Annotated in this window: 24 protein-coding genes; 13 read left to right on the forward strand and 11 right to left on the reverse strand. The window is 74.0% G+C overall.

All coding sequences use genetic code 11. The features are described from left to right. Positions 1-118 precede the first annotated feature (118 nt). A complete protein-coding gene (locus ACH4LD_RS15560; protein WP_398055224.1) occupies positions 119-469 on the reverse strand; it encodes a DoxX family protein in 351 nt (116 codons plus the stop codon). Positions 470-531: 62 nt separating this feature from the next. Here ACH4LD_RS15560 and ACH4LD_RS15565 point away from each other — a divergent pair, with 62 nt between their 5' ends. The 10 genes from ACH4LD_RS15565 to hypA all read left to right on the forward strand — a co-directional run bounded on the left by ACH4LD_RS15565 (position 532) and on the right by hypA (position 8,567). Then, a complete protein-coding gene (locus ACH4LD_RS15565; RefSeq protein WP_398055225.1) occupies positions 532-1,428 on the forward strand; it encodes a LysR family transcriptional regulator in 897 nt (298 codons plus the stop codon). Positions 1,429-1,545: 117 nt separating this feature from the next. Continuing rightward, positions 1,546-3,153 carry a hypothetical protein gene (locus ACH4LD_RS15570; RefSeq protein ID WP_398055226.1) on the forward strand — a complete coding sequence of 536 codons (1,608 nt, stop codon included), beginning with the start codon at positions 1,546-1,548 and terminating at the stop codon, positions 3,151-3,153. Further along, positions 3,140-3,685: a hemerythrin domain-containing protein gene (locus ACH4LD_RS15575; RefSeq protein ID WP_398055227.1), complete on the forward strand. Its 546-nt coding sequence runs from the start codon at positions 3,140-3,142 to the stop codon at positions 3,683-3,685. Before ACH4LD_RS15570 ends, ACH4LD_RS15575 begins: the two co-directional genes overlap by 14 nt. Then, on the forward strand, positions 3,682-4,773 hold the full coding sequence (locus tag ACH4LD_RS15580; protein ID WP_132784474.1) for a hydrogenase expression protein HypE: 1,092 nt from the start codon (positions 3,682-3,684) through the stop codon (positions 4,771-4,773). Before ACH4LD_RS15575 ends, ACH4LD_RS15580 begins: the two co-directional genes overlap by 4 nt. Positions 4,774-4,821: 48 nt before the next feature. Beyond that, on the forward strand, positions 4,822-6,621 hold the full coding sequence (locus ACH4LD_RS15585; RefSeq protein WP_398055228.1) for a nickel-dependent hydrogenase large subunit: 1,800 nt from the start codon (positions 4,822-4,824) through the stop codon (positions 6,619-6,621). After that, positions 6,614-7,156: a NifU family protein gene (locus ACH4LD_RS15590; RefSeq protein WP_398055229.1), complete on the forward strand. Its 543-nt coding sequence runs from the start codon at positions 6,614-6,616 to the stop codon at positions 7,154-7,156. Before ACH4LD_RS15585 ends, ACH4LD_RS15590 begins: the two co-directional genes overlap by 8 nt. After that, entirely contained in the window at positions 7,153-7,740 is a 588-nt protein-coding gene (locus ACH4LD_RS15595) for a DUF5947 family protein (protein ID WP_398055230.1), read from the forward strand. Before ACH4LD_RS15590 ends, ACH4LD_RS15595 begins: the two co-directional genes overlap by 4 nt. A gap of 26 nt (positions 7,741-7,766) precedes the next feature. Then, positions 7,767-7,973, forward strand: a complete 207-nt coding sequence (locus ACH4LD_RS15600; RefSeq protein ID WP_165951570.1) for a hypothetical protein — start codon at positions 7,767-7,769, stop codon at positions 7,971-7,973. Between the two features lie 8 nt (positions 7,974-7,981). After that, positions 7,982-8,203 (forward strand): hypothetical protein, encoded by a 222-nt coding sequence (locus ACH4LD_RS15605; protein WP_398055231.1) that lies wholly within the window; start codon positions 7,982-7,984, stop codon positions 8,201-8,203. 7 nt (positions 8,204-8,210) lie between these two features. Beyond that, entirely contained in the window at positions 8,211-8,567 is a 357-nt protein-coding gene (gene hypA, locus ACH4LD_RS15610; protein ID WP_132784479.1) for a hydrogenase maturation nickel metallochaperone HypA, read from the forward strand. Positions 8,568-8,587: 20 nt separating this feature from the next. Here the strand turns inward: hypA and hypE are convergent, their stop codons facing one another. The 10 genes from hypE to ACH4LD_RS15660 form a co-directional block, all read right to left on the reverse strand. Then, a complete protein-coding gene (gene hypE / locus ACH4LD_RS15615; protein WP_398055232.1) occupies positions 8,588-9,667 on the reverse strand; it encodes a hydrogenase expression/formation protein HypE in 1,080 nt (359 codons plus the stop codon). After that, a complete protein-coding gene (gene hypD, locus ACH4LD_RS15620; protein WP_398055233.1) occupies positions 9,660-10,805 on the reverse strand; it encodes a hydrogenase formation protein HypD in 1,146 nt (381 codons plus the stop codon). The genes hypE and hypD overlap by 8 nt, the downstream gene beginning before the upstream one ends. Further along, a complete protein-coding gene (locus tag ACH4LD_RS15625; RefSeq protein WP_058079171.1) occupies positions 10,802-11,092 on the reverse strand; it encodes a HypC/HybG/HupF family hydrogenase formation chaperone in 291 nt (96 codons plus the stop codon). Before ACH4LD_RS15625 ends, hypD begins: the two co-directional genes overlap by 4 nt. A gap of 3 nt (positions 11,093-11,095) precedes the next feature. Next, positions 11,096-13,468, reverse strand: coding sequence for a carbamoyltransferase HypF (gene hypF / locus ACH4LD_RS15630; protein ID WP_398055234.1), 2,373 nt, complete (start codon positions 13,466-13,468; stop codon positions 11,096-11,098). After that, positions 13,465-14,184 (reverse strand): hydrogenase nickel incorporation protein HypB, encoded by a 720-nt coding sequence (hypB, locus tag ACH4LD_RS15635; protein ID WP_398055235.1) that lies wholly within the window; start codon positions 14,182-14,184, stop codon positions 13,465-13,467. Before hypB ends, hypF begins: the two co-directional genes overlap by 4 nt. A 58-nt stretch (positions 14,185-14,242) precedes the next feature. Next, positions 14,243-14,821, reverse strand: coding sequence for a hydrogenase maturation protease (locus tag ACH4LD_RS15640; protein ID WP_398055236.1), 579 nt, complete (start codon positions 14,819-14,821; stop codon positions 14,243-14,245). Continuing rightward, positions 14,818-16,527, reverse strand: coding sequence for a hydrogenase maturation protein (locus tag ACH4LD_RS15645; RefSeq protein WP_398055237.1), 1,710 nt, complete (start codon positions 16,525-16,527; stop codon positions 14,818-14,820). Before ACH4LD_RS15645 ends, ACH4LD_RS15640 begins: the two co-directional genes overlap by 4 nt. Positions 16,528-16,593: 66 nt before the next feature. Then, entirely contained in the window at positions 16,594-16,962 is a 369-nt protein-coding gene (locus ACH4LD_RS15650; protein WP_398055238.1) for a hypothetical protein, read from the reverse strand. 190 nt (positions 16,963-17,152) lie between these two features. After that, positions 17,153-17,677 (reverse strand): hypothetical protein, encoded by a 525-nt coding sequence (locus tag ACH4LD_RS15655; RefSeq protein WP_398055239.1) that lies wholly within the window; start codon positions 17,675-17,677, stop codon positions 17,153-17,155. Between the two features lie 318 nt (positions 17,678-17,995). After that, positions 17,996-19,267, reverse strand: coding sequence for an FAD-dependent oxidoreductase (locus tag ACH4LD_RS15660; protein WP_398055240.1), 1,272 nt, complete (start codon positions 19,265-19,267; stop codon positions 17,996-17,998). Positions 19,268-19,452: 185 nt separating this feature from the next. On the opposite strand from ACH4LD_RS15660, the gene ACH4LD_RS15665 reads away from it, so the two are divergent. The 3 genes from ACH4LD_RS15665 to ACH4LD_RS15675 all read left to right on the forward strand — a co-directional run bounded on the left by ACH4LD_RS15665 (position 19,453) and on the right by ACH4LD_RS15675 (position 21,182). Continuing rightward, positions 19,453-19,944, forward strand: a complete 492-nt coding sequence (locus ACH4LD_RS15665; protein WP_398055241.1) for a DUF1360 domain-containing protein — start codon at positions 19,453-19,455, stop codon at positions 19,942-19,944. 122 nt (positions 19,945-20,066) lie between these two features. After that, positions 20,067-20,501, forward strand: coding sequence for a DUF2267 domain-containing protein (locus tag ACH4LD_RS15670; protein ID WP_132784491.1), 435 nt, complete (start codon positions 20,067-20,069; stop codon positions 20,499-20,501). A 222-nt stretch (positions 20,502-20,723) separates the two neighbouring features. Next, positions 20,724-21,182, forward strand: a complete 459-nt coding sequence (locus tag ACH4LD_RS15675; RefSeq protein WP_398055242.1) for an ANTAR domain-containing protein — start codon at positions 20,724-20,726, stop codon at positions 21,180-21,182. The last annotated feature ends 68 nt before the right edge of the window (positions 21,183-21,250 follow it).

Consider the following 21,250-nt stretch of genomic DNA (forward strand, 5'->3'; position numbering starts at 1 on the left):
CCGGCTCCGCTGCTGCGCTGAGCCCGGATCCTCCGCTGCTGAAACCAAGATCCGCTGCTGCGAGCCCGGCTCCGCTGCCGCCCCCAGCCGGGCTCTGCCGCTGCGCGGGGCCGCCCGTTCACCGGGCCGCCGCCAGGGACAGGGCCCCGCCCGCCAGCATCAGGAACAGGCCCGGGAAGACGAGGGTGCGGAACACCCGGGCCCGTACATGGGCGGCCACCGCGCCGACGTAGAACAGCACCAGGCCGACGCCGGCGGCGATGCCCAGGGGACGTACGCCCAGCAGCCCGAGGAGCAGCCCGGCCGCTCCGGCGGCCTTCAGCAGCGCCAGCGCCGGAAGCCGGCGGGGCGACACGCCGACCTGGGCCGAGTTGGCGAGGACGAACGGCGCCTTCGCGAGGTCGGCCGCCGCGATGCCGGCGTTGGCCAGGACGGTCGCACAGGTGACGGTGAGATACGCGAGGTTCATGCCGTCCACGCTCGCCGGAGGGTCGCCGCGACGTCCAATACCAGCGTCCATAACCTTCTGGAATGGACGTCGACTCGCGTCTGCTGCGCTCCTTCCTGGCCGTCGCCGAGGAGGGAAGCCTCGTCCGCGCCGCCGAGCGGGTGTACGTGTCCCAGCCGGCGCTGACCAAGCAGATCCGGCAGTTGGAGAGCCGGCTCGGGGTGCCCCTCTTCGAGCGCTCGCGCACCGGCATGGCGCTGACGGACGCGGGGCGGGAACTCGCGCGCCGCGCCCCGGACGTCCTCGCGGCGTGGGACGACGCCCTGCACGCCGCGCGGGCCGCCGGCCGGCGCACGGCCCGGGTGCTGCGCGTGGGCTTCGTCGCGAGCGCGGCCAACGAGGCGACGCCCGGCATCGTCGCCGAGTTCGCCCGGCGGCGGCCCGGCTGGCGGGCCGAGCTGCGGCAGGCGGCCTGGACGAACCCGAGCGCGGGTCTGGCCGACGGCGAGGTGGACGCGGCCCTGCTGCGGCTGCCGTTCCCCGGGCAGGACGCGCTGCGGGTCGAGGTGCTGTTCAGCGAGGAGCGCTGGGTGGCGCTGCCGAGCACGCACCGGCTCGCGGAGCGCGCGGAGATCGCCTTCCGGGAACTGTGGGACGAGCCGTTCGTGGCCGCACCGCCGGGGACCGGCGCCTGGCGCGACCACTGGCTGGCCGCCGCTGAGCGCGAGGGCCGTCCGGTCCGCATCGGCGCGGTCACCGAGCAGCCCGACGACTGGCTGAGCGCCATCGCCAGCGGGTACGGCATCGCCCTCGCGCCCGCGTCCGCCGCCCGGTTCTACGCCCGCCCCGGCGTGGTCTACCGCCCGGTCACCGGGGTGAGCCCGACCCGGGTGGCCGTGGCCTGGGCACCGGCCGACGACCGGAACCCGGTCGTACGGGACTTCGTCCGCTGCTGCCTGGACCTGGCCCGCACCACGTGACGGACGTGTGTTCTCCCCTGTCCGGCGCAATGACGGTGCGCCGGAGGGGCGGACGGGCGTGACCGGTGTGACCGTGGGGGGTGGAGTCCACGAACGCACCAGTGGCGAGGAGAGGGCATGGCGAACGGAACCGGCGGGGCCTGCGCGCAGCTGAGTGCCGTCGCGGACGCCGTGCTCTACGAGGGCTATCTGCTCTATCCCTATCGCCGGTCCTCGGCGAAGAACCGGGTCCGCTGGCAGTTCGGGGTGCTGCTGCCCCGGAACTGGGTGGAGCGGGACGGACCGGTCACGCCCGGTGTCTCCGGCTCCGCCGACTCCTGGTACCAGCAGACCGAGTGTCTGCTGCGGGTGCGGCGCGCCGACGCGGCCGTGCGGGTGCGGGTGCGGTACCTGCAACTCCAGCACAAGCAGGTGGAGCGGGCCGGCGGGGGCGGGGCGCACAGCCCGGTCGAGTCGTTGCGGACGGCCGACGGGACCGTCCACCTGTCGTTCGAGGAGGCCGTGCCCCGCGAGACCGAACTGGTGCTGGGGCTGGAGGAGTTGCCGCGGGACGGCCGGACCGTCGCCGTGGGGGCGCCGGCCGGGGCGGAGTACGAGCCGTTGCCGGCCGGAGCCGGGCGGACGGTGCGCCGGCGCCGGGAGGTGCGGGCAGGAACGACGGTCACGGCCGAGCGGCTCGGGCCCGGGCTGTGCCGGCTGCGGGTACGCACCGAGAACACCGGTGACGCGCCGGACCCGCGGGCCTCCCGTGGCGCGGTGCTGGGGCAGGCGCTGCTCGCCACGCACACGCTCCTCACCGGCGACGGAGTGGAGTTCGTGTCGCTGATCGATCCGCCGGCCGCTCTCGCGGAGCAGGTCCGCGGCTGCCGCAACGCGTTCACGTTCCCGGTGCTGGGCGGGGCTCCGCCCCAGTCCGCGAGCGAGGACGGGGCGACCGGCACGCTGCTGCTCTCCGCGCCGATCATCCTCCCCGACCACCCCCAGGTGGCGCCGGAGAGCCCGGGCGATCTGCACGACGCGGCGGAGATCGACGAGATCCTCACGCTGCGCACGATGCTGCTGACCGACGAGGAGAAGGCGGAGGCCCGGGCCACCGACCCGCGGGCCGCACGGATCCTCGACCGGGTGGACACCATGCCCCGGGAGGTCTTCTCCCGGCTGCACGGCGCCATCCGTTCCCTGACCCCGCGGACCCCCGCCGCCGAACGGCCGTCGGCCCCTGATCTCGAACGGCCGCCGGCCACCGCCACCGAGCAACCGTCCACCACCGCCACCGCCACCGCCACCGCACGACCGCCGGCCCCCGCCACCGCCGAGCGGCCCGCCTGGTGGCAGGAGGGCGGCGACGACGGTCTGTCCCCGGCGACGGACACCGTGCTGGTGGACGGCGTGCCCGTGGGCGGCGGCAGCCGGGTGCGGCTGTGCCCGCGCGGCCGGGGCGCCGACGCCCAGGACATGTTCCTGGCCGGACGCACCGCACGGGTCGCCGCGGTCTTCCACGACGTGGACGGCAGCACGCACCTGGCGGTCACGGTCGACGACGATCCGGCCGCCGAACTCCACGGCTGGTACGGCCGTTTCCACTACTTCCGGCCCGACGAGGTCGAAACGCTCGGCCCCGACGCCCCACCGGGTCCGGGCCGGCCGATCCGGCCGCAGTCCCCGCGGCCACCCGAGCGTCCGGCCGACGGGCCGGAGGAGGGACGGTTCGATGGACGCCCTTGACGTCCTCATGCACGACCACCGGATGGTCGAGCAGTTGTTCCGCGACTACGAGGCCGCGGCCTCCGACCGGCAGCGGCGAGGTGTCGTGGAGCTGTTGGTGCGTGAACTGTCCAAGCACGCGGCTCTGGAGGAGATGCTCCTGTATCCGCTGGCCAGGAAGGTGCTGCCGGACGGCGACCGGGAGATCGACGAGCACTTGAGCGAGCACATGGGGGTGAAGCAGACCCTCCTCGCGCTCGACCGGCTCGGCGAGGGCGACCGGCGGACCGGCGAACTGGTGGCGGAACTGCGCCGCGAGGTGTCGGAGCACATCCAGGAGGAGGAGGGCACCCTGATGCCCCGGCTCCGCCAGGCCGTCTCCCGGCAGGAGCTGGACCGGCTGGGTGAGCTGATCGGGCAGGCCAAGGCCACCGCGCCGACCCGCCCGCACCCGCACGCCCCCGACCAGCCGCCCGCCCTGACCCTCGCGGCCCCCCTGGCCGCGGCCTACGACCGACTCCGAGACCGACTGCAGCGGAGGCCGACGACATGACCACGCAGAGCGGCACCACCGAAGTGACGCGGGAACCCAGCCGGTCCGAGGCGCGCGGGAACGGGTTCGACGAGATCTACATCCTCTGGATCTCCGAGGGCATGAGCTGCGACGGCGACACCGTCTCCATGACGGCCGCCGGGCAGCCCGGCATCGAGGACCTGGTCGCCGGACTCATCCCGGGCCTGCCGAGGGTGAACCTGGTCAACAAGGTCCTCTCCCCCAGCCTGGGCGGCGAGGACTTCCTCGCCCCCTACCGGGCGGCGGCACGCGGGGAGTTGTCACCGTTCATCCTCGTCATCGAGGGTTCGGTCCCGAACCAGAACATCATCGAGGGCGACGGCTACTGGACGTCGTTCGGCAACGACCCGGACACGGGCGAGCCGCAGACCCTCAACTGGTGGATCGACCAACTGGCGCCCAAGGCCTGGGCGGTGGTGGCCGCCGGCACCTGTGCCACGTACGGCGGCATCCACGCCATGGCGGGCAACCCCACCGGCTGCATGGGTCTCGCGGACTACCTGGGCTGGGACTTCAAGTCGCAGGGCGCGCTACCGGTGGTGAACGTGCCGGGCTGCCCGATCCAGCCGGAGAACTTCATGGAGACCCTCATCTGGGTCCTCTACCACGCCGCCGGTGCCGCGCCGCCGCCCCCGCTGGACCACATGCTGCGTCCGCAGTGGCTGTTCGGCAAGACGGTGCACGAGGGCTGCGACCGGGCGGCGTACTACGAGCAGGCGGATTTCGCCAAGGACTACAACTCCCCCAAGTGCCTGGTCAAGACGGGCTGTTGGGGGCCGGTCGTGAACTGCAACGTGCCCAAGCGCGGCTGGATGGCCGGCATCGGCGGCTGCCCGAACGTCGGCGGCATCTGCATCGGCTGCACCATGCCCAGCTTCCCGGACGCGTTCATGCCGTTCATGGACGAGCCGACCGGCGGTGCCCTGTCGTCCGCGCTGCTCAAGCCGTACGGCGCCGTCATCCGACGGCTGCGCGGTCTGACCAGCATGGCGGTGAACCGCGAACCCAAGTGGCACCACAACGGACCGGAGCTGACCACCGGTTACGACCCGCACTGGCGTGCCTGAGCGCCGGCACCCACCCACGCCTACGACGAACGAGGGGCAGGAAGCGACATGACGACCACCGAGGACCCGACCCGGGTCACGGGGCGCAAGCCCGCGCAGATCGTGGACATGTCCTGGGACCCGATCACCCGGATCATCGGGAACCTCGGCATCTACACGAAGATCGACTTCGCCAACCAGGAAGTCGTGGAGTGCCACAGCACCTCGTCGCTCTTCAGGGGCTACTCGGTGTTCATGAAGGGCAAGGACCCGCGCGACGCCGGGTTCATCACCTCCCGGATCTGCGGTATCTGCGGCGACAACCACACCACGTGCTCCAACTATGCCCAGCAGATGGCCTACGGCGTCAAGCCGCCGCGGATGGCCGAGAACATCACCAACCTGGGCGAAGCGGCCGAGTACATGTTCGACCACACGATCTTCCAGGACAACCTGGTGTTCGTGGACTTCTGCGAGGCGATGGTCAAGGCGACCAACCCCGGTGTGCTGGCCCGCGCCGAGCGCACCGACGCGCCCCGCGGGGACATCCACGGCTACCGGACGATCGCCGACATCATGCGGGCCTTCAACCCCTTCGAGGGCGAGGTCTACAAGGAGGCGCTGAAGGTCAGCCGGGTCACCCGGGAGATGTTCTGCCTGATGGAGGGGCGGCACGTCCACCCCTCCACGCTGTACCCGGGCGGCGTCGGCACGATGCCGCAGCCGAACACCTTCACCGACTACCTCGCCCGGCTGATGCGCGTCATCGACTTCGTGAAGAAGGCGGTGGCGATGAACGACGACGTCTTCGACTTCTTCTACGAGGCCCTGCCGGGCTACGAGGAGGTCGGCAGGCGCCGCATCATGCTGGGCTGCTGGGGCGCCTGGCAGAACCCGGACGTGGTCGACTACCGCTACGAGAACATGAACCGCTGGGGCAAGGCGATGTACGTCACCCCGGGCATCATCGTGGACGGCAAGCTGGTCACCAACAACCTGATCGACATCAACCTCGGCCTGCGCGTCCTGCTGGGCAGCTCCTTCTACGACGACTGGGTCAACGAGCAGCCGTTCGTCACCCACGACCCGCTCGGCAACCCCGTCGACATGCGGCACCCCTGGAACCAGACCACCGTCCCGGTGCCGCAGAAGCGGGACTTCGCCGGCAACTACAGCTGGGTGATGAGCCCGCGCTGGTACCACCCCGAGACCGGTCAGCACCTGGCACTGGACACCGGGGGCGGTCCGCTCGCCCGGCTGTGGTCGACCGCGCTGAGCGCCCTGGTCGACACGCCGTACGTCAAGGCCACCGGCGACAGCGTGCGCATCTCCCTGCCCAGGGGGGAGGAGCTGCCGGAGACCACCCTGGAGTGGCGCATCCCCAAGTGGAGCAACACCATCGAGCGGGACCGCGCCCGGCCCTACTTCGTCGCCTACGCCGCCGCCATGGCCCTGCAGTTCCTGGAGGAGTCGATGGAACTGCTGCGGGCCGGTGAGACGAAGATCTTCCAGGACTACGAGGTGCCGGACGAGGCGATCGGCTGCGGCTTCCACGAGGCGGTGCGCGGTGTCCTCTCGCACCATCTGGTGATCAGGGACCAGAAGATCGCCAACTACCACCCGTACCCGCCCACCCCGTGGAACGCCAGCCCGCGCGACATCTACGGCACCCCGGGCCCGTACGAGGACGCCGTCCAGGGCCAGCCGATCTTCGAGGAGAACGGCCCCGACGACTTCAAGGGCGTCGACATCATGCGTACCGTGCGCAGCTTCGACCCCTGTCTGCCCTGCGGAGTGCACATGTACATGGGCAAGGGCAGGACGCTCACCACCGTGCACTCGCCGACGTACGGAGCGAACCATGGCTGACGCCGGCCGGCTCACGGAACCGGTCGTCGAGGCGCGGCTGGCCCGGCTGGACGAGCTGCTGGCCGGGATGGAGTCCGCGCCCGGCCCCGCGGCGGCGACCGCCGTGGAGGCCGTGCGGGTGCTGACCGAGATCTACGGCGAGGCCCTGGCCCGGGTGCTGGACCTGGCCGGTGAGCAGCCGGCCGCACGGTTCGCCGAGGACGAGTTGCTGGGGCATCTGCTGGTGCTGCACGGGCTGCACCCCGAGCCGCCCGCGCGGCGGGCCGAGCGCGCCGTCGAACGGCTGCGGCCGGCGGTGCGCGAGCGTGGCGGCGATGTCGAACTGGTCGGTGTCGAGGGGCAGGTGGCCCGGGTGCGGGTCACCGAGGCGGGTGGCTGCGGGTCCGGCTGCGGCGGCGGGCCGACGGTCGCCGACGCCGTGCGGGAGGCCGTACTGGCGGTCGCCCCCGAGCTGACGGCGGTCGAGCAGCTGCCCGCGCCGGCCGCCCCCGCCTTCGTGCCGCTGGACTCGCTGCTGGTGCGGGGGGCGCGGTGAGGGTGGGCGGTGCGCTGGCCCGGGTCATCCGCTCGGCCGCCGAACGGGACGGCCCCGAGAGGTGCGACGTGTGCGCGCAGGCCGTGCCGGAGGAGCACCGCCATCTGTACGCCGCCGACCGCGAGGAGCTGCTGTGCGCCTGCGGGGCGTGTGCGGTGCTGTTCGCCGGTGAGGGCGCGGGCGGCGGCCGGTACCTGCTGGTGCCGGGCCGCCGGGTGCGGCTGGCCCCGGTGGACACCGGGCCGCTCGGGGTGCCGGTCGGGCTGGTGTTCTTCGTACCGCGTGCGGACGGCACGGTCACCGCGCAGGGCCCGAGCCCGGCCGGGGCGATGCGCTGGGAGGTGGAGGCGGACCGCTGGGCGGAGATGTGCGCCGCGTGTCCTCCGCTGGCGACCATGGCACCCGAGGTGGAGGCTCTGTTGGTGAACACCGTGCGGGGTCAGGACCACCACTGGATCGTGCCGGTGGACGACTGCTTCCGGATGGTCGCGCTGGTCCGCCGGGAGTGGCGCGGCCTCGCCGGAGGCGGCCGGGTCTGGCCGGCCGTGGAGCGGTTCTTCGCGGAGCTCACCGAGCGGCCGTGAGGGCCTGGCAGGAGAGGAGAACGGCGATGAGCGCCATCCGAGTGGGCCGCCCCCAGGCGAGGCCCGACACACCGGGGCACGTGCGCGGGCTGCACCAGGGCAACTGGGGGCCGTACAAGCGCCAGACCGGACACCACGAGGACGGCACGTCCGACGCGCGCCGTTCCACCGGGATCCACTGGAAGCGGCACAACGCCATCATGAAGATCATGCCGAACATCTCCCCGGGATGAGGATCAGGATGAGACAGCACAAGGGCATCGCGACGAGGATGCGGGCGGCGGGAATGACGGCCGCGCCGGTACGGACGAGGACGACGGCACAGCGCGTGCTGATCGCGCAGGGTGTCGCGCTCGGCGCCCTCACGTTCGGGCTGCTGGTCCTCGAACTCCCGGGCATCGTCCGCGAGGTGCGCATCTGGCGCATGGTCAATCCGCGGTCCGGCGCCAAGCGTCCGCACTGAGCCGGCCGTGCACGAGCTGTCGATCGCGACCGCGATCGTGGAACAGGCGGCGGAGATCGCCCGCGCGGACGGCGTGTCCGGTGTGGCGTCGGTGACCGTCCGGGTCGGCGAGCTGGCCGGTGTCGTGCCGGACGCGCTGCACTTCGCCTTCGAGGTGGCCCGCGACGGCACGGCGCTCGCCGGCGCCCGGCTGGTCGTGGAGCAGGTCACGGCGCGGGCCTGGTGCGACGGGTGCGCCGAGGAGTTCGTGCTCGGCATGCCGCCGTTCTTCTGGTGCCCGCGCTGCGACCGGCCCTCCCAGGAGCTGCGCGGCGGACGGGAGCTGGAGATCACGGAGGTGGAACCGGTCCCGGCCCCGTCCTGACGGCGGGGCCGGGGGCGGTCTCAGCAGATCCGGGGGAGCTGCTCGCCCAGCGGCAGGTCCAGCACCCGGGTGCCGCCGAGACCGGTGGCGACGACGACCATGCCGGGGTGATCCGCGACGCACTCGCCGACGAGGGCGGCGCCCGTGCCCTGCGGGTGGGCGCGCATGGCCGCCAGGACGGCGTCGGAGTGTTCCGCGGGGACGAAGGCGACGAGCCGGCCCTCGTTGGCGACGTACAGCGGGTCGAGGCCCAGGAAGCCGCAGGCGTTCGCGACCTCGTCCGGGACGGGCACGGCCCGCTCCCGCAGCCGGACGCCGGTGCCGGAGGCGCGGGCGATCTCGTTGAGGGAGGCGCCGAGGCCGCCCCGGGTGGGGTCGCGCAGTACATGGATGTCCGGGGTGACCGCCAGCATGGCGGCCACCAGGTCCGCGAGCGGCGCGGTGTCGGAGGTGATCTCGACGCCGAACTCCAGGCCCTCGCGGACGCTCAGCACGGCCACCCCGTGCTGGCCGATCGGTCCGCTGACGAGGACGGCGTCGCCGGGTCGGGCGCGCTGCGGGCGGATGTCGACGCCCTCGGGGACCAGGCCGACGCCGGCGGTGGTGACGTAGACGCCGTCGCCGTGCCCGGACTCGACCACCTTGGTGTCGCCGGTGGCGATGGTGACGCCGGCGGCCCGGGCCGCGTCGCCCATGGCGCGGGCGACCCGCTCCACCACGGCCAGTTCCACGCCCTCCTCCAGGATGAAGGCCGCGGAGAGGTGGGTGGGCCGGGCGCCGCTCATCGCCAGGTCGTTGACCGTGCCGTTGACGGCGAGGTCGCCGAGGCTGCCGCCGGGGAAGAACAGCGGGCGTACGACGTAGGAGTCGGTGGAGAAGGCCAGCCGGGCGCCGCCGAGGCCGAGGACGGCCGAGTCGGTGAGCGCCGCGAGCGTGGGGTTGCCGTAGGCGGGGGCGAAGACCTGTTCGATCAGTTCCGCCGACAGGGCGCCGCCTCCGCCGTGCCCCATGACGACGACCGGCTGGTCGCGCAGGGGGGCGGGGCAGGTCCAGTTCGCGGGGTCGACGGGGGCGGTGTCCGGGGTGGCGAGGTCAGCCAACGGGGTTCATCTCCTCGCGCGGGATACGGGATCCCTGTGGTGCCGGGCTGTCGGTCATCCTGCGGTACAGGTAGTAGGCCGCGCAGGCGCCCTCGCTGGAGACCATGGTGGCGCCGAGCGGGGTGCGGGGGGTGCAGGTCGTGCCGAACGCCGCGCACTCGGTGGGTTTGATCAGCCCTTGCAGGACGTCGCCGGCGCGGCACACGGCGGGTTCCTCGGTGCGGATGCCGGTGACGTCGAAGCGGTGTTCGGCGTCGTAGGCACGGAAGGCGTCGGACAGCCGCCAGCCACTGTCCGGGATGCGGCCGATGCCCCGCCAGTTGCGGTCGGTGACCTCGAAGACCTCCTCGATCATGCGGACGGCCGCCGGGTTGCCCCCGTCGCGCACGGCGCGGGGGTAGGCGTTCTCCACCCGGTGCTCGCCGCGTTCGAGCTGGTGGACGGCCCGCCGGACGCCTTCCAGGATGTCCAGCGGTTCGAAGCCGGTGACGACGATCGGGACGCGGTGCCGTTCGGCGAGGTCCGGGTACTCGGCGGTGCCCATCACGCTGCACACGTGCCCGGCGGCGAGGAAGCCCCGCACCCGGCAGGCCGGGGCGGCCATGATGGCCTCGATGGCCGGGGGGACCCGGACGTGCGACACCAGCAGGCTGAAGTTGGCCAGGCCCAGGCGGCGGGCCTGGTGGACGGCCATGGCGTTGGCGGGGGCGGTCGTCTCGAAGCCGATGGCGAAGAACACCACCTGCCGGTCGGGGTGCCTGCGGGCCAGCTCCACGGCGTCCAGCGGCGAGTAGACGACCCGTACGTCACCTCCCTCGCCCTTGACCCGGAACAGGTCGCGGTCCGTTCCCGGGACGCGCAGCATGTCCCCGAAGGAGCAGAAGACGACGTCGGGGCGTGCGGCGATCTCCAGGGCCTTGTCGATGACGTCGAGGGGGGTCACGCACACCGGGCAGCCCGGGCCGTGGATCAACTCCACTTCGTCCGGCAGGAGTTGGTCGATGCCGTGGCGGATGATGGAGTGGGTCTGGCCGCCGCAGACCTCCATCAGGGCCCAGGGCCGGGTGACCGTGGCGTGGATCTCGTCCAGCAGCCGGCGCGCCAGATCCGGGTCGTTGAACTCGTCGATGTACTTCACCGGGCCTCCGTCCCACTCTCCTGCCGTGCCGCCTGCTCCCAGGCGTCACCGAACTCCTCCTCCAGCAGCCCCAGTTGCCCGAACAGCTCCAGGGACGCGCGGGCCGACTCCTCGTCCAGGCGCTGGAGCGCGAAACCGACGTGGACGATGACGTACTCCCCCACCTGGATGTCGGGCAGGTACTCCAGACAGGCCTGTTTCTGTACGCCGCCGAAGTCGATCAGGCCGGTGAGCGGGTCGGCACGGTGGTCGATGGACACGACCTTGCCGGGCACTGCCAGACACATGGGTCACTCCGTCTCGTGGTGGGCTGCTGTTCCCGCGACCATCAGCTGGCCGAGTGCCAGACCGCCGTCGTTCGGGGGGACTTCGCCGTGCCGGAGGACGGTGAGGCCGGCCGCGGTGAGCAGCGCGGCGGTCTCCTCCTCCAGCAGGGCGTTGGCGAAGACACCGCCGGTCAGGGCGACGGTGGTGAGGCCGGTCCGCGTCCTGGTCCGGCGGCACAGGTGCGCCACCGCCCGGGCCACGCCCCGGTGGAAGCGGGCGGCCAGGACGGGTACGGGGGTGTGCCGGGCCCGGTCGCGCAGCAGGGCGCGGAGGGCGGGGGCCGGGTTCATCTCCCAGCCGCCCGCCGGGCTGCGCCGGCCTGGCGGGCGGCGCCACTCGGTGAGGGCGAACGGGTAGGCGCCCTGGTCCGCGTCCCACGCCCTCAGCGCCGCCGCCTCCAGTTCCAGCGCCGCCTGTGCCTCGTACCCGGCGCGGTGGCACAGCCCCACGAGCGAGGACACGGCGTCGAAGAGCCGCCCCATGCCGGAGGTCGGCACACAGGCCAGTCCGCGTGTCAACTGCTGCCGCAGTACGCTGAGTTCCGTCTCCGTGCACGCCTCGACGCTCGGCAGTCCGGGGTCCCACGGCAGTCCCGCCGACCACAGCCGGGCCAGGGCGAGCCGGCAGGGGTTGGCGACGCCGGTGTCGCCGCCGGGCAGCGGGGCGGGGGCCAGACGGGCGAGGCGGCGGTAGCCGGTGTAGTCGGCGAGCAGGATCTCGCCGCCCCAGACCGTGCCGTCGTCGCCGTATCCGGTGCCGTCGAAGGCGACGCCGATCACGGGCGTGCGGCCGTCCAGACCGTGTTCGGCCATCGCCGAGGCGATGTGGGCGTGGTGGTGCTGGACCAGCACCGGTTCGCCCAGGCCGAGCCGGGCTGCCCGACGGGTCGAGTGGTAGCCGGGGTGGCGGTCGGCGGCGGCCAGCCGGGGTGTGACTCCGGTGAGGAGGGTGAGGTGCCGTTCGGCGCGTTCCGCGGCGGCGAGGCCGGCCAGGTCGCCGAGGTCGCCGATGTGCGGCCCGAACCACGCCTGGTCGCCCTCTCCCAGGCACAGCGCGTTCTTCAGGTCGCCGCCGGTGGCGAGCGTGGGGCGGACCGGGAGCGGGAGGCGCAGGGGGCGGGGGACGTAGCCGCGGGAGCGCCGCAGGACCTGTTCGGTGCCGTCGGGGCGGACGCGCAGCAGGGAGTCGTCGCACGGGGAGGCGATGGGCCGGTCGTGGGTGAGCCAGGCGTCGGCGAGTCCGGCCAGCCGGGTCAGCGCCTCGACGTCGTCGGTGACGATGGGCTCGCCGGAGCGGTTGCCGCTGGTCATGACCAGGAGCCGCGGGCCGGGCGGGTCGCCGGGCAGGCCGAGGAGCAGGGTGTGCACGGGGGTGTAGGGCAGCAGCAGGCCGATGTGCGGGCTGCCCGGGCAGACCTGGTCGGCGAGGCGGACGCCGTCCGGGGGTGTGCGGCGGCGCAGCAGGACGATGGGGCGGCGGGCGCTGGTGAGCGCGGCCCGTTCGGCGGTTGAGAGCACCGCGACGCGCTGCGCCGTCTCCAGGTCGGCGCACATCACGGCGAACGCCTTGCCGCCCCGCTCCTTGCGGCGGCGCAGGGTCGCGACGGCCCGGGCGTCGGTCGCGTCGCAGGCCAGGTGGTAGCCGCCGACGCCCTTGACGGCGACGATCCGCCCGGCGGCGAGCAGTGCCCGTGCCGTGGCGAGGGCCGCCGCGTCCCGGGCCGGGCGGACGCCGAGGCCCGCGGCCGGTACGAGGGCGAGGCGCGGGCCGCAGCCGGGGCAGGCGACGGGCTGGGCGTGGAAGCGCCGGTCGGCCGGGTCGCCGTACTCGCGGGCGCAGGCGGGGCACATCGGGAAGCCGGCCATGGTGGTGGCCGGCCGGTCGTACGGCATCCCGGTGGCGATGGTGAAGCGGGGGCCGCAGTGGGTGCAGGTGACGAAGGGGTGGCGGTGCCGGCGGTCGCCGGAGTCGGCGAGTTCACGCAGGCAGTCGGCGCAGGTCGCGGTGTCGGGCGGGAGCTGGGTGCGGCCCGGGGAGCGCTCGGTGGGGCGGATGGTGAAGGGGCCGGTGGCGCCGGTGGCGGGGACGTCCTCGCAGCCGACGCCGGTCACGGTCGCGAGCGGGGGCGGCTGCTCGGTCAGCCGGCCGGCGAACCGGTCCACGTCGTCCGGCGGGCCCTCCACCTCGATGAGCACGCCGTCCGCGGTGTTGCTCACGAACCCGGTGAGCGCCAGCCCGGCGGCCAGCCGGTGCACGTACGGCCGGAAGCCGACGCCCTGGACCGTGCCGCGCACGGTGATCCGGCGGCGGACCGGGCCGGTGACGGGCGCGGTCACGAGGCGGGGGCGGGGGCCGGGTGGTGGTGCGGGTGGGGGGCGAGCGGCGGGCGGTGCGGCGGGGCGCCGTCGCGGGCCGCGAGGGCCCGGTCGAGCAGGGCGCCGACGCCGCTGCCGGTGCGGGCGCAGGACCGGATGATCTCCACGCCCGGGTTGACCTGGTGCACGTTCTCGTGGAAGAGGCTCTCGTCGAACCCGGCCGGTCCGGCGAGGTCGGTCTTGGTGATCACGACGAGGTGGGCGGAGCCGAACGCGGTCGGGTACTTCAGCGGTTTGTCCTCGCCCTCGGTGACCGCCATCAGCACGATCCGCAGGGTCTCCCCGAGGTCGTACGCGGCCGGGCAGACCAGGTTGCCGACGTTCTCCACGAAGAGCACCGAGGTGTCCGGCGGCAGCCAGCCGGTCAGCCGGGTGCTGACCTGGCGGGCCTCCAGGTGGCACAGCCCGTCGGTGAGCAGCTGCTGGACGGGCGCGCCGGACCGGGCGAGCCGTACGGCGTCGTTCTCGGTCGCGAGGTCCGCGGTGAGCGCGGCCACCTGGACGCCCCGCTCCCCCGCGCGGGCCAGCACCCGGGCGAGGAGTTCGGTCTTGCCGCTGCCCGGGCTGGACAGCAGGTTGACGAGGGTGACGCCCTGCCGGGCGAGGTCGTCGCGCAGACTCGCGGCCAGGCCGTCGTTCTTCGCCAGCACGGCCTGTTTGACGTCGGACCGGCACATGGGCGCTGCTCCTCGGGTGCGGTGGTGCCCGGGCCGCGTGCGGTGCGGCCCGGGGGTCTCACCGATCTTGGGCCGCGCCGGGCGCCGTGCCGGGCAGCGCAGCCGAGTGCGGGGTCCCGGATTCCACCGGGCAGCCCAACGGGGGCAGGGGTCCGGCCGGATCGGCGAGGAGGGCGGGGACGAGCGCGTGCAGCGCGTCGACGGCCCGGTCGACGGCCTCCCGCACCGGCCCGCTGAGGCCCGGGAGGAGGTCGTCGTCGCCGGGCAGGACGCCTGGTTCGCAGGCGAGGACCAGGACCCTGGGCAGGGGCTCGTCGCCCAGGTGGGCGGCCAGGGTCAGCACCTTCTCCGGGTCCATGCCGTGGGCCTCCGGCGGGACGGTCCCGTCGGGGGGCTCGGCCTCGATGAGAGAGAGGGTGCCGGGGCGGTGTCCGCGCGGGGCCGCGTCGACGAGGACGGCGGTGGCGCAACCGGACAGCAGGTCGTAGGCGAGGTCCAGGCCGCGGATGCCGTAGTCGCGGACCCGTGCGCCGGGCGGCAGCGGGCGCTGCTCCAGTGCGCGGATCACCTCGGGGCCGAAGGCGTCGTCGCCGAGGAAGATGTTGCCGACGCCGGCCACCAGCAGGCGCGCCGTCACCGGGTGCCTCCGGCGGCCGGGGCGAGGGGCCGGGCGGAACCGCCCGGTGTCTTGCGGACGAAGGCCGAGCGCAGGGCGTGGTAGGGGGCCTCGGGGTCGAAGAAGAGGGTGTGCATGCGGGCCAGTTCCGCCTCGCGGTACCGGGCGAGGGGCCGTTCCCGTTCGTCGGCGGCGCGCGCCGCCGCCTTGGCGGCGACCCGCCGGTCCAGGTCCGGGGCGGCGGCGAGGCCGGTCGCCAGTCGCTCGACCTCGGCCGCGAAGTCCCGCGGCGCGGCCGGCACCAGCCGGTCCACCATGCCGAGCCGGGCGGCGGTGGCGGCGCTGACCGGCAGGGCCCGCGTCGTCAGCCGCTCGGCCTGCTCCGGGCCGACGCGGCGCGGCAGGGTGTACGTCCAGAACTCGGAGCCGTACAGACCCATGCGGCGGTAGTGCGGGTTGAGGACGACGCCGGTGCGGCACCACACCTCGTCGGCGGCGAGGGCCAGCATGGCGCCGCCGGCCGCCGCGTTGCCGCCGAGCGCCGCGACCACCAGCCGGTCGGTGGTGCGCAGCACGGCCTCCACGAGGTCGTCCATGGCGTTGAGGTTGGTCCAGGACTCCTGGGCCGGGTCGGGGGCCGCCTCGATGACGTTCAGGTGGATGCCGTTGGAGAAGAAGTCGCGGGTGCCGCCGAGGACGAGGACGCGGGTGGGGCGGGTGAGCGCCTCGGTGTAGGCGGCGAGCAGTCTGCGGCACTGGTCGGTGCTCATCGCGCCGCCCGGGAAGGAGAAGGCGAGGAAGCCGGTGTCACCGTGCTGCCGGTAGCGGATGTCGGTCCAGGTGCGCCGGCCGGGCGGGAGCTCCAGCGGGGCGGGGACCTCCGGGAGGGCGGGGCCGGACCGGTAGGCGGCGAGGACCGAGGCGGCCGGGCGGCGGAAGGGCGCCGGGTCGCCGGAGTTCTTGCGGGGGCGCAGTTCCGGGATCCAGACCGCGCCGTCGCGGGTGGCCCGGCAGACGGCGCCCGCGCGCTGGGCCAGCAGGGTGCCGGGGCGGCCGCGCAGTTCGTCCTCCGGGTGCCCGCCGTGCAGGAACACCTGGTGGCCGAGGAGTTCGTCCAGGACGCCCGGCTGGGAGTCGGCGCCGCGGAGCTTGCGCAGGACCGTGTCGGTGTCGTCGTGCTCCCAGTCGATCCGCCGCCGCTCCTGCCGGAAGGTGTCGCGCCAGACGACGGTGACCGACTCGTCGGTCTGCGGCAGGGGCTTGTACGCGCCGTCGGCGTAGCGCCGTACGGCCGTCAGTACGGCGGTGACGGCGGCGTCGGAGGCCTCGTTGCGGTAGAGGTCGCTCTTGCCGACGGGTGGTACGGGGAACGGCTCGGCCGCCCAGACCGGCCCCGCGTCCATCGCCGCCTCGGCCTGGAGCACGGTCACGCCCCACTGCCCGGCCCCGTCGGCGATGGCCCAGTCCAGCGAGGAGGGGCCCCGGTCACCCGGCGGGCCGGGGTGCACGATCAGGCAGGTGTGCTCCCGCCACACGTCCTCGGGCAGGGCCGTCCTCAGCATCGGCGCGACGATCAGGTCGGGGCGCAGCCCGCGCACGGCGGCCCGGACCGGGTCGGGGCCGTGCGTGGCGAGCACGACGTCCAGCCGGTGCCCGAGGTCCGACAGTTCGGCGTACAGGCGCTGGGAGAGGCTGTTGAACGCGCTGGCGACGAGCAGAATGTCCATGACACGGCATGGTCGTCGCTCCCCCGGGTGCCGGGAAGTACCGCCGCGGCGTTTCGCCGGCCCCGCTCAGGTCTCTTCCTCCATCCGGATCGCATTCCGCAGATCCTCGAAGACCTGGCTCCGGTTGTCCTGGTGCGCCTCCAGCAGGGCGGCGGCGATCGCGTCGAGCTTGCGCTGGATCGCGTGTTCGGCGCGCATCTCGGAGTTCTTGAGCAGGGCCAGGAGCAGCAGGGTGACCGCCGTCATGGACTCGCCCGCGAGGAGCAGCACCTCAAGCGGCAGATGGGCGACGTGGGAGGCGACGAAGAAGCTCACGAGGAGCAGGCAGAACAGGAAGAACAGCGGTGAGCTGGTGAAGTTCGAGGCGTATTCGGCGAGCTGCTCGAACCGGCCGCGGCGCGCGCCGCCGCGGTGGACGGGGTTCTTGAAGGTCATGGCCGAGCCTTTCCCGCGACGGGCGGCTCCCGCATCAGCTCCGCAGTACCCCGGTGCGGGCGTGCGACACCGGGGCTCGGCCGGGTGTCGTGCCTGTACCGGTGCGGCATGCCGTGCGGGTGTGTCGTGCCGTACAGGTGTGTCCTGCCGTACCGGCGTCTCGTGCCGTACCGGTGTCGGCCGTGCCGTCTCAGGCCGCGAGGGTCTCCCCCGGGGCGAGGCGGTCCACAAGCTGGTCGTGGTGCAGCTCGGCCACCGGCCACAGCAGGTCGGGGTGGCGGAGCAGGGCCGCCGCGCTGCGGTCGCCGTCGTCAGGGGTGAGCAGCCGGCGGAACTCGGTCGGCGTCGCGACGTGCTCGCTCCCGGCGAGTGCGGCCACGGCCAACTCTGCCAGCTCGGGGTCCGTGAGCAGGGCGGCGGCCCAGCTGGCCACGACCTCGTCCACCCAGGTGCGCCAGGCCCAGTCCTCGGCCGGGTGCTCGTCGGCCCGCTCGGCGCCGGCGATCCAGTCGAGGCGGGCCGCGCCTCCGGGGCCCGCCATGGTGACCAGGCCGGCGTCGATCGCCGTGGGGTACCGCAGCCAGGCGGCGACCGTCACGGCCTGCCGGGCCTGCGCCTCGCACAGCGCGGAGGCCAGCGCGCCGCCGCACGGCGGGTAGGCGACCGTCAGCCAGCGTGCCGTCGCGGCTATCAGGGGGGACAGATCAGTGAGCACAGCCGGGCCGTCCGAGGTGCGAAGGGGGTACAGGGGCTCCACGCAACGGTAGCCCCGCGCCGGGCACGGCCGGGAGGGGGTGCGTACCAGGTCATATGTGACGTGACCCACTCACCGGGAGGGCCGCCCACACCCGACGCGCTCACCGGGAAGGCCCGCCCACGCCCCACGCACTCACCGGGAGTGCCCACCCACGCCCCACGCACTCACCGAAAGGGCCCCACGCCCTGGGCACTCACCGGGAGTGCCCACCCACGCCCCACGCAACCACCAGGGGCGTCCGCCCACGTCCCACGCGCCCGCCCGCTGCTCACCCACTCACCGGGAGTGCCCGTCCGCCGGTGCGTCCGCCGTCCGGCGGCGCATCGCCTCCTCCGGTGGGCGCTCCCGGAGGGCGCCGTAGGCGATGAAGTACGCGGGAACGCGGCGCAGCCACGGGGCGTCGCCGAGCAGGCCCGCGAGGCGCTGGGCCCGTTCCGCGCTGCCCAGGGGCGGCCGGCCGTTCAGGGCCGGCGCGATGACCCGGGCGTGGGCCGCCCGCTGGAGCGCCTGGGTGACGACCGTGGTGGGACGGCGGCGGCGCTGCACACCGCGTACGTCACGCAGCCGCACGGTGCCGCGGCGCAGGGGCCCGGCCAGGTGGCGGGCGGTGGCCACGGCGTCCTGCACGGCGAGGTTGATCCCGATGCCGAAGACCGGGGACATGGCGTGCGCGGCGTCGCCGATGCACAGCAGACCGGGGCGGTGCCAGCGGCGCAGCCGGTCCAGGTGGACGTCGAGGAGCTTGACGTCGTCCCAGGAGCCCAGGGTGTGCGTCCGGTCGGCGATCCAGGGGACGGCATCGGCGAAGGCGGTCAGGAAGCGGTCCAGGCCGGCGGCGCGGCGCTCGGCGTCGGTGCCCTTGGGGATGAGCGCGGCGCACTGCCAGTAGTCACCGCGGTCGATCATCGCGGAGAGGAAGCCCTCACCGGCACCGCCGACGAGCCCGCTCGGGTCGCCTTCGCGCCGTGGCAGGCGGAACCACCAGGCGTCCATCGGGCAGGTGAAGTGGTGCAGGCCCAGTTCGGGGAGGGCGCGGGCCAGTGATCCGCGGCCGTCGCAGGCGACGGTGAGGAGGGCGCGCAGTTCGCCGGTGCGGCCGTCGGAGGTGCGGTAGCGCACCCCGGTGACCCGTCCGGACGCCATGATGAAGGAGGTGGCCTCCGTGTTCATCCGCAGCTCGAAGGACGGCTCGCGGCGGGCCTGGTCGGCGAGCAGGTCGAGCAGGTCCCACTGGGGCACCATCGCCACGTAGTTGTGGGGACCGGGCAGCGCGGAGAGGTCCGCGACGGTGACCGGTGCTCGGCCGGCGCCCAGCGGCAGTTGGAGCGTGCGGACCCGGCGCTGCGGCAGCCGGGCGAACTCCTCGGCCAGACCGAGGTCGTCCAGCAGCGCCAGGGTGGACGGGTGGACCGTGTCGCCGCGGAAGTCGCGCAGGAAGTCGGCGTGCTTCTCCAGCACGGTCACCGCTGTCCCGGCCCGGGCCAGCAGCAGGGCGAGCACCATGCCCGCGGGGCCGCCGCCCACGACACAGCATGTGGTCTTCTCCATGGCGGTTCTGCCCTTCCTCGTCGAGAGCAGTGCTTCATCACCTGTGATGCATCGCCTGTAATTCATCACACGATGAATAGGATATCCCCCACGGACCGGACCGTCACGTGTCGCCGCGGTGGACGGGGGAACTCGTTGCGCGCCCTGAGCAGGGCTTCAGACACACCGGGACGCTGGGAGGTCGCATGGCCACGGACGCCGCACGCTACGACGACCAGGGCGAGGTCCCTCTGGGAGGCTATGCCGTCCTCGCCTCGGCGTTCCTGGCGGGCACCGGTACGTTCGCGCTGCTGGCCCGGCGCCGGGGCGTCCGTCTGCCGCAGCAGGTGCCGCCCTGGGACGTCGCGCTGCTGGGCGCCGCGGCGTACAAGACGTCGCGGGTCCTGGCCAAGGACAAGATCACCAGTTTTCTGCGGGCGCCGTTCACCCGCCGCGCGGACCAGGGCGAGGCGAGCGAGGTCATGGACGAGCCCCGCGGCGACGGGCTCCGGCGGGCGGTCGGCGACCTGGTGTCCTGCCCGTTCTGCGTCGCCGCCTGGGCCACCGGGGCCCTGGTGTGCTCCTACGCGGCGGCGCCCCGCTTCACCCGGCTGGTGTGCGGGGGCTTCGGCGCGCTGACCGTGGCGGACTGGCTGCAGTACGCGTGGACGTGGACCCAGCAGGCCACGGAGAGCTGAGGCCGGGCCGGGGCGGTGCCGGCGGTTCGTGGTCCGGCGGGTGCGGGGTACTCGGGCAGGGCCGCTACGCCGGGGGACGGGCGGGCGTACCGTCGGCACTTCGTGCGGAAGGGACCGGTCTCATGCGGCACGACGAGATGATCGGAAAGGTGCAGGCGCTGGCCCAGCTGCCCGACCGGGGGACGGCCGAGCGGGCCGCCCACGCGGTCGTGGCCACGCTGGCGGAACGGCTGCCGGCCGGGCTGGCCCGGCATGTGGCCGCCCAGCTCCCACCGGACATGGCGGCGGCCATGCGGGAGGCGGTCGACGCGTCCGCCGGGCCGGACTCCGGTACGGCGGCCGAGCGGTTCGGACTGACGGCGTTCGCCGGGCGCATCGCCGTCCGGGCCGGCACCGACGAGGAGACGGCGCTGCGGGAGGCCGCCGCCGTGCTGGAGGTGCTGGACGCCGCCCTCGCCCCGGAGCTGACCGAGCGGATGGACGGGGCACTGCCGGCCGACATCCGCGAACTGCTGCCGGTGGAGCGCGCGGTCCAGGACACGGGGAGGTCTGACTGACGGCGGGGGTACGGGGAGACGGGCCACGACTGACGGGTGGCTTACGAGGGGCCGGGCTCACAGCCGTCAGGACGGCGCCGGGCGACGGGTGTCCCGGGTGGGGTGCGCCGCACCGCGTGGCCGTACGGCGTGACCGGGGTACGCGAGGCTGGTTCAATTCGTGTGCAAGCGCCCACCGGGGGCAGGCGTAGCAGTGACGCCCCCCACCCGAAAAGGTGCTCCATGGCCTTCTTCGCCCTCTCCCGGCACCAGCCGCTGGTCCTGCTCTCGGCCACCGAGCTGGCGTCGGAGTACCACCGGTTGCAGGAAGAGAACGGGCAGCTCCAACGCGCCGTGACCTCGCACGCCGTGATCGACCAGGCGATCGGTGCCGTCGTCGTCCTCGGGCGGATAGCCCCGGAGGAGGCCTGGCGTGCGCTGCGGGACGTCTCCCAGCGTACGAACGTCAAGCTGCGCACGGTCGCGGAGCACATCCTGGCCTACGCCCAGGGCGGCACGCTTCCCGAACCGGAACGGATCGAGCTCGGGAAGGCGATCGTCCGCTACCGCCCGCGCGAGGAGCCCGCGGTGCTCGGTGACGCCCTGCCCGCGCCGGCCCAGGATGCGGAGGACGACGGGCCGCCCGGGGCCGCACCAGCCACCGGTCCCCGGCCTGGTCCAGCCCGTACGGCGGCGGACTGAGCACCGGGCTGAGCGCGAGCCCTCCCACCGCGACCCCGGGTGCGTTCGGCGCGCCCCTTCCCTCTCCT

The sequence above is a fragment of the Streptomyces sp. NPDC017676 genome, from assembly GCF_044329325.1.
In the GTDB taxonomy this organism is placed as follows: domain Bacteria; phylum Actinomycetota; class Actinomycetes; order Streptomycetales; family Streptomycetaceae; genus Streptomyces.